Origin of the sequence: Kocuria oxytropis (assembly GCF_040981195.1) — a bacterium.
Lineage (GTDB): Bacteria > Actinomycetota > Actinomycetes > Actinomycetales > Micrococcaceae > Kocuria > Kocuria oxytropis.
In genome coordinates this window covers 286,921-293,495 of sequence record NZ_JAVFXA010000003.1, presented here as the reverse complement: position 1 = coordinate 293,495, position 6,575 = coordinate 286,921, and the positions used below count along the sequence as shown (strand labels likewise).

Annotated in this window: 6 protein-coding genes; 2 read left to right on the top strand and 4 right to left on the bottom strand. The window is 71.6% G+C overall.

Annotated elements, in window-relative coordinates:
• A partial coding sequence (locus tag QYM41_RS05260) for a GtrA family protein (RefSeq protein ID WP_368798694.1) occupies positions 1-612 on the top strand: 612 nt, incomplete at its 5' end.
• Positions 613-637: 25 nt separating this feature from the next.
• Here the strand turns inward: QYM41_RS05260 and pth are convergent.
• The 3 genes from pth to QYM41_RS05245 all read right to left on the bottom strand — a co-directional run bounded on the left by pth (position 638) and on the right by QYM41_RS05245 (position 2,977).
• Positions 638-1,216: an aminoacyl-tRNA hydrolase gene (gene pth / locus QYM41_RS05255; RefSeq protein WP_368798703.1), complete on the bottom strand. Its 579-nt coding sequence runs from the start codon at positions 1,214-1,216 to the stop codon at positions 638-640.
• A 98-nt stretch (positions 1,217-1,314) separates the two neighbouring features.
• Positions 1,315-1,932: a 50S ribosomal protein L25/general stress protein Ctc gene (locus QYM41_RS05250; RefSeq protein WP_368798693.1), complete on the bottom strand. Its 618-nt coding sequence runs from the start codon at positions 1,930-1,932 to the stop codon at positions 1,315-1,317.
• A gap of 256 nt (positions 1,933-2,188) precedes the next feature.
• Positions 2,189-2,977 (bottom strand): WecB/TagA/CpsF family glycosyltransferase, encoded by a 789-nt coding sequence (locus QYM41_RS05245; RefSeq protein ID WP_368798692.1) that lies wholly within the window; start codon positions 2,975-2,977, stop codon positions 2,189-2,191.
• A gap of 350 nt (positions 2,978-3,327) precedes the next feature.
• Between QYM41_RS05245 and QYM41_RS05240 the strand changes: the two genes are divergently transcribed.
• Positions 3,328-4,812, top strand: coding sequence for a sugar transferase (locus tag QYM41_RS05240; RefSeq protein WP_368798691.1), 1,485 nt, complete (start codon positions 3,328-3,330; stop codon positions 4,810-4,812).
• Between the two features lie 6 nt (positions 4,813-4,818).
• Here the strand turns inward: QYM41_RS05240 and QYM41_RS05235 are convergent, their stop codons facing one another.
• A complete protein-coding gene (locus QYM41_RS05235; protein WP_368798690.1) occupies positions 4,819-6,540 on the bottom strand; it encodes a cation:proton antiporter in 1,722 nt (573 codons plus the stop codon).
• Positions 6,541-6,575 lie beyond the last annotated feature (35 nt).

The window sequence follows — 6,575 nt, the reverse complement described above, 5'->3', positions numbered from 1 at the left end:
GCCGGGCAGTCCAAGGCCTCGTTCACCGAAGGCACCCGCTTCCTGCGCCAGCTCGCCGCACTGCGCTTCGGCCGGATCGCCCGGTTCGGGCTGGTCGGCGGGATCGGCGCCGTGCTGAACCTGCTCATCATGGCCGCGCTCATGGGGCTGGGCATGCACTACGTCGCGGCGGCCGTCATCGCGGCGGAGACCACCATCCTCAGCAACTTCCTCATGCAGGAGCGCATGGTCTTCCACGCGGACCGCGGCGAGGCCCACCCGATGCTCCGGCGGTTCCTGCAGTCCTTCACCTTCAACAACGTGGACGCCGCGCTACGGCTGCCCGTGCTGTGGGCGCTCGTGGAGTTCGCGGGGCTGGACAGCCTCGTGTCCCAGGCACTCACCCTGGCGGGCGCGTTCCTGCTCCGGTACCTCTTCCACTCGCGCGTCGTCTACAGCGCGTCCCGGCCGGCGACGGCCCACCCCGTGGACACCCGGAACCGGGCGGGGCAGCGGAGCACGCCGCCGGTCACCGGCCGCCGGCGAGCGGGGGTGCCGACCGTCCCGGCCCCGTCCGCTTCCGGGGCACGCCCGGTCCGCGAGCCGCGGGCCGGCAGGACGGCTGGGGTCTGAGCCTCCGGAGGCAGTCCCCGGCGTGTCACCGGCCGTGGAACCTCTGCTGCGCCTCGAGCAGCCCGTTCTCCACGAGGTGCTCGACCGCGTCGGCGGCGTCGTCGAGCAGGAAGGGCAGCTCCTTGCCCTCGGTGGAGGAGAAGGGCTTCAGCACGTAGGAGGCGGCGTCCATCCGGCCCGGGGGCCGGCCCACACCCACCCGCACCCGGTAGTAGTCCTTGGTGGACAGGGCCTTGGACATGTCCCGCAGGCCGTTGTGCCCGCCCTCTCCCCCGCCGATCTTGAGCTTGAGCGCGGCGAAGGGGATGTCGATCTCGTCGTGCACGGCGATGACCCGCTCGGCCGGAATGCCGTAGAACTTCGCGAGCCCGGCCACGGGACCGCCGGAGAGGTTCATGTAGGTCAGGGGCTTGGCCAGCACCACCCGCGGTCCGCCCGGGCGCAGCCGGGACTCCAGGACCTGGGCGCGGGCCTTGTGTACCTTGAAGGCTCCGCCGAGCCGGGAGGCGAGCTCGTCGAGGACCATCTGTCCCACGTTGTGCCGGGTCCGGGCGTACTCAGGACCGGGGTTGCCCAGCCCCACGACCAGCCATGCGTCGGACATCGGTGCCTCCATCGAGAAGGTGAAGAGTGCGGTCATGCGAAGTGCGGGGCGGCTCGCAAGCCGCCCCGCACCACGGAGGCTCGATTGAGCGGTGGGACTCAGGCCTCGTTCTCGGGGACGACGTCGCCCTCCGGGGCCTCGTCCTCGCCGCCGGCTGACTCCTCGCCGAGGTCCTCGGCCTGGGGGGCGGAGACGTTGATGACCAGCAGCTCCGGGTCGGAGACCATGGTCACGCCCTCGGGCAGGCGCACGTCGGCGGCGTAGACGTGGTCGCCCACGCCGTGGCCGTCGAGGTTGATGGTGACGGCCTCGGGCACGTTCAGGGCGTCGGCCTCGACCGTGAGGGTGTTCTCCTCGACGTTGTGCACGGCGTTGGGCTCGACCTCGCCGATGACGTGGACAGGGATCTCGACCTCGACCTTCTCGCCGCGGCGCACGGCCAGCAGGTCGACGTGCAGGATCTCCGGGCGGGTGGCGTGGCGCTGGATGTCCTTGACCATGACCAGCTCGGTGCCGCCGTCGAGCTGGAGCTCGAGCACGGCGTTGGAGTGGCGCACGGCGAGCATGGTCTCGTGGCCGGGAATGATCACGTGCTGCGGCTCGGCGCCGTGGCCGTAGACGACCGCGGGGATCTGGTCGTTGTTGCGGATGCGGCGGGCGTAGCCCTTGCCGAAGTCGCTGCGCGTGGTGGCCGGGATGCGGATGGTGTCAGCCATGGGAACTCCTCGAAGTCGGGTCTGTCGTCTGAATGGCCAGGCGATACCGGCCGCAGACCCTCCCCCATTGTCTGGACTCCGGGCGACGCGCCTCGCGGGGCGCCACCGCACAAGTGGGGACGGGAACGTTCAACCAGCCGTCGTCGATCACGGGATCCACAAGGATCCCCTCGCCTTGGCAACCGCACAAGGCTAGCACGGGCCACGACACCCGACGGGCCCCAACGGATGGAAGGGGCCCTCGCGACGATTCAGCTCAGGTGACCGCACCCCGCCGGACCGCCTTGGTCGCCAGGAGGTAGGCCAGGATCCACGGCTCGACGACGTACCGGTGGCCCAGCCGCTTCGGCTGCGTCACGAGCCGGTACGCCCACTCCAGGCCGATCGGCCCGAGCCAGCGCGGCGGCGGCTTCTGGATGCCGGCGTACTCGTCGATCCCGCCGCCGACGGCCGCGTAGATCGCCGTGGGCAGCTCCTCCCAGCGCCGGCTCAGGAACTCCTCCTGCAGCGGCATGCCCAGGCCCACGATCACGAAGTCCGGCCGGAACTCCTGGAGGGACCGGACGATGTGGTCCTCGAGCACGGGGTTCCAGCCCTCCCCCGGCCAGCCCTCGATCCGTCCGGCGGACGCGTCCCGCCGGAGCAGGTCCACCGTGCGGGCGTTGCCGGCGGAGGTCGCGCCGACGACGGCGACGCGCCGCACCGGGGTGCGCCCCATCAGACCGGGCAGCCAGTCCAGGGTTCCGAGACGGTGCCGCTTGGCGCTGAGGTCGCGCCCGGACCGCCACTTGGCCAGCTTCAGGACGGGGAAGCCGTCCGTCAGCACCACGTCGGCCTTCTCGTAGAAGGCGCGGAACGTCGGGTTGACCTCCCACGTGTAGAGACTGTGCAGATTGTGGGCGAGGACCGCGGCCTTGCGCCGCTCCTGCCACGTGGCCGAGATCCACCGATGCAGCTCCTCGGCGTCCATCGGCGTCACCCGGACACCACTGACCGGGATCTCGATCGGGTCCGTGCTCCGGTCACGGGACTGGTGCTTCAACATGCGAACTCCCCCTGTGCTGCGCCGCTGCGGCGCCTCGCTCCCCCGCCGGGCCCGGGGACCGGGCCGGCCTTTGAGCAGGGAGCGCCGTCCGTGGTGCGGCGGGATCCCCCCCGGATCTCGCCGGCGGACCGGCACCCCTGCAGCACACGTCTCGCGACCACCAGCCCTGGCGGCCCGCGACCATGCACGTGCATTTACGCTAGCAAAGAGATTGGAGCATCAAGCCCCGGGAACTGTCCCCTGTTAAGCACCTGTTTGCATCGATGTGCACTTGTAAAGTCATCGATGGGGGCCGGAACCACGCCGGGGGGCGTAGGAGGAGTGTTCCGGCCCCCGCACACTCGGGGGGAGTGACCAACGTGCTCAAGAAGAACATGTCCGTGCGACCTGCCGCCTGGCGGGAGACCCACATCAGGAGTCTGCGTCGCGTGGACGCGCTGGCCCTGGCGGCCACGCTCGTGCTGACGCAGCTGCTGCGCTTCGGCCTCGTCCAGGAGGCCCTGGAGCTCGGCCGGCTCACCGTGCCGTACTGGCTGGTGGGCGCTGTGCTCGGCGCCGCCTGGTGGGGCTGGCTGGAACTGCGGGGCGCCCGCGACGTGCGCCTGATCGGCTACGCCGTGGAGGAGAACCGGCAGGTGGTCTCCGCCACGCTGGTGCTCTTCGGCGCGATGGCGATCCTGTCCTACGTGCTGAACGTGCCGATGGCCCGCAGCTACGTGGTGATCGCCCTGCCGCTGGGCACGCTCCTGCTGCTCGCGGGCCGCGGCGTGGTGCGGCGGGGGCTGACCCGCCGCCGGCTGGCCGGCGAGGCGATGTCCCGGACCCTGGTGGTCGGGCGCGTGCCGGGGGTCGTGGAGATGCTCAGGTCCCTGCAGCAGAACCCGGCCGCGGGCTTCGACCCGGTGGCGGTCTACGCGCCGTCGTCGTCCCGGCCCCTGCCGCACCACCTGGCCCGGGTGCCGGTGCCCCAGAACATGCTGCCGGCCGGGGAGGCGCCCAGTGTGGAGGGGATCGTGGCCGCGTGCCGGACCCACCGCATCGAGACCCTGGTGATGGCCGCATCCGCGCCGCTGAGCTCGGAGGAGGTCCGGCACCTGTCCTGGTACCTGGCCGACGAGCGCATCCGCCTGGTCCTCGACACCGGGCTCACCGACATCGCCGGCCCCCGCATCCACACCCAGCAGATGGCCGGTCTGCCCCTGATCCACGTCTCCACCCCGCGGCTGAGCCGCTCGCGGCGGATGCTCAAGCGCTCGGTCGACATCGTCGGGGCGCTCACCGCGCTGGTGGCACTGTCCCCCGTGATGGCCGTGCTCGCCCTGATCGTCAAGGCGCACGACGGCGGGCCCGTGCTCTTCGCCCAGGAGCGCACCGGCCTCGACGGGACGAGCTTCAGGATGCTGAAGTTCCGCTCCATGTACACCGACGCCGAGGAGCGCAAGGCCGAGCTCATGGCCGCCAACGACGCCAAGGGCGGGGTGCTGTTCTTCATGGCGAACGACCCGCGGGTCACCGCCCCGGGGCGATGGATGCGCAAGTACAGCCTCGACGAGCTCCCGCAGTTCCTCAACGTCCTCAGGGGCGAGATGTCCCTGGTGGGCCCGCGCCCGCCACTGCCCTCGGAGGTCGCCCAGTACGAGGAGCACGTCCACCGCCGGCTGCGGGTCAAGCCCGGCATCACCGGCCTGTGGCAGGTCTCGGGACGCGACGACCTGGACTGGGAGCAGGCCGTGCGCCTGGACCTCTACTACGTGGAGAACTGGTCCCCGGTCCAGGACTTCGTGATCCTGCTGCGCACCGTCAAGGCCGTGGTGGCCAAGGAGGGCGCGCACTAGACCTCTCTAGTGCTCCGTGGTACGGGGGCGCAGCCGCGTCTCCTCGAGGTCCAGGACGCGCTGGGCGTCGGCCAGGATCCGCGAGGGGTACCGTCCGTGCCGGCGCGCGGTGAGCATCGCCTTGCGCTCCGCGCGGACCACGGCCAGGCGCAGCTGCCGGTACTGGTGGTGGGGCGTGGGTGCGTCCTCTCCCTCACCGGCGCGGGCCTGCTCCCAGAGGGACTCGCCGCGCAGGAACGTGTCCTGGCGGACGCGCTCGACGACGTCGGGGTCGACGCCGGCGCCCAGGACAGTGTCCGGTGCGTCGAGCACCCGCAGTCCGGCGTCGGCGATCTCGTCGAACAGGGCCGCGGAGTCCCACAGGTCGGCGGTGGTGTCGACGCCGCGGATGCCCAGCACGCGGATGAGCGCGGGCAGGGTGCCGCCCTGCAGCAGCAGGGTGGTGACCGCCACGGTGAAGGCGATGAGCACGAGCTGCTCCCGGTAGGGCACCGTGCTCGGCAAGGACTGTGCCGCCGCCAGGGTCACCACCCCGCGCATGCCGGACCAGCCCAGGACCACGGCACCCCGCCAGCCCAGTCCTTCGCGGCGTTCCTGCTCCAGGTCGGCCCGCCGCTGGGCGTAGAGGCGGCGGAGCAGACGACTCCGGCGCTGCTGCCGGGGGTCGGCGGGGCGCTCGCGCACCTGCTCCAGGCGCAGCCACAGGCGCATGATCCGGCGCTCGGCGCGGCCGGCGCGCCGGCGTAGGAGGAACACCAGCGGAAAGACCCAGGCGACGCGGATCACGATGAGCACCGCCGTGACCAGCAGGCCGATCAGCGCCGTGTGAGGAATGCTCAGCAGGTCCTGGTCGATGTCATCCACCAGGTCGTGCAGCTCCAGGCCCATGAGCAGGAACACCGCGCTCTCGAGCAGGAACTGCACGGTGCGCCAGTTCACGTCGTCGCCGATCCTGGCCTGGGCACCCAGCACGGCCGCGCCGCGGTGACCGGTGCACAGTCCGGCCACCACCACGGCCAGCACCCCGGAGGCCCCGAGCTCCTCCGCGGGGATGAAGGCCAGGAACGGCACGACGAAGGACAGGGCCGTGTCCAGCACGGGGTCGTCGATCCTGGCGCGCACGGCGACGGTGACCACACCCACGAGCAGACCGACGGCGACGGCGACCACCACGGCGTAGCCGAAGTCGGCAACCCCGCTCCACACGCCGGACATCGTCCCTGCCGCCACGGCCAGGGCGCTGCGCAGCAGCACGAGGGCGGTGGCGTCGTTGACCAGCCCCTCGCCCTCGAGCACGGTCACCAGCCGCGGCGGCAGGCCCAGCCGCTTGCCGATCGAGGTGGCCGCCACGGCGTCCGGCGGGCTGACCACGGCCCCCAGGGCGATGGCCGCGGCCAGGTTCAGGTCCGGGAGCAGGGCGTAGAGCACCAGCCCGGTGATCAGGGCGGACACCAGCACCAGGACCACGGACAGACTGGTGATGGCTCCGAGGTTGCGGCGGAAGTCGATGACCGGGACCTTGATCGCGGCCGCGTACAGCAGCGGGGGAAGCACTCCGGTGAGGATCCACTCGTGGGGCACCTCGATGTCCGGCACCCCAGGGGCGTAGGACAGCGTCAGTCCCACCACCACCAGGAGCAGCGGCGCGGCGACACCGAGCTTTTTCGACAGGCCGGTGACCGCCACCATCAGGACGATCACCAGGACGCCCACGATTGCCATTCCCATCCCCGCACTCTAGCCAGCGCCGCGAGCGCGGGCGG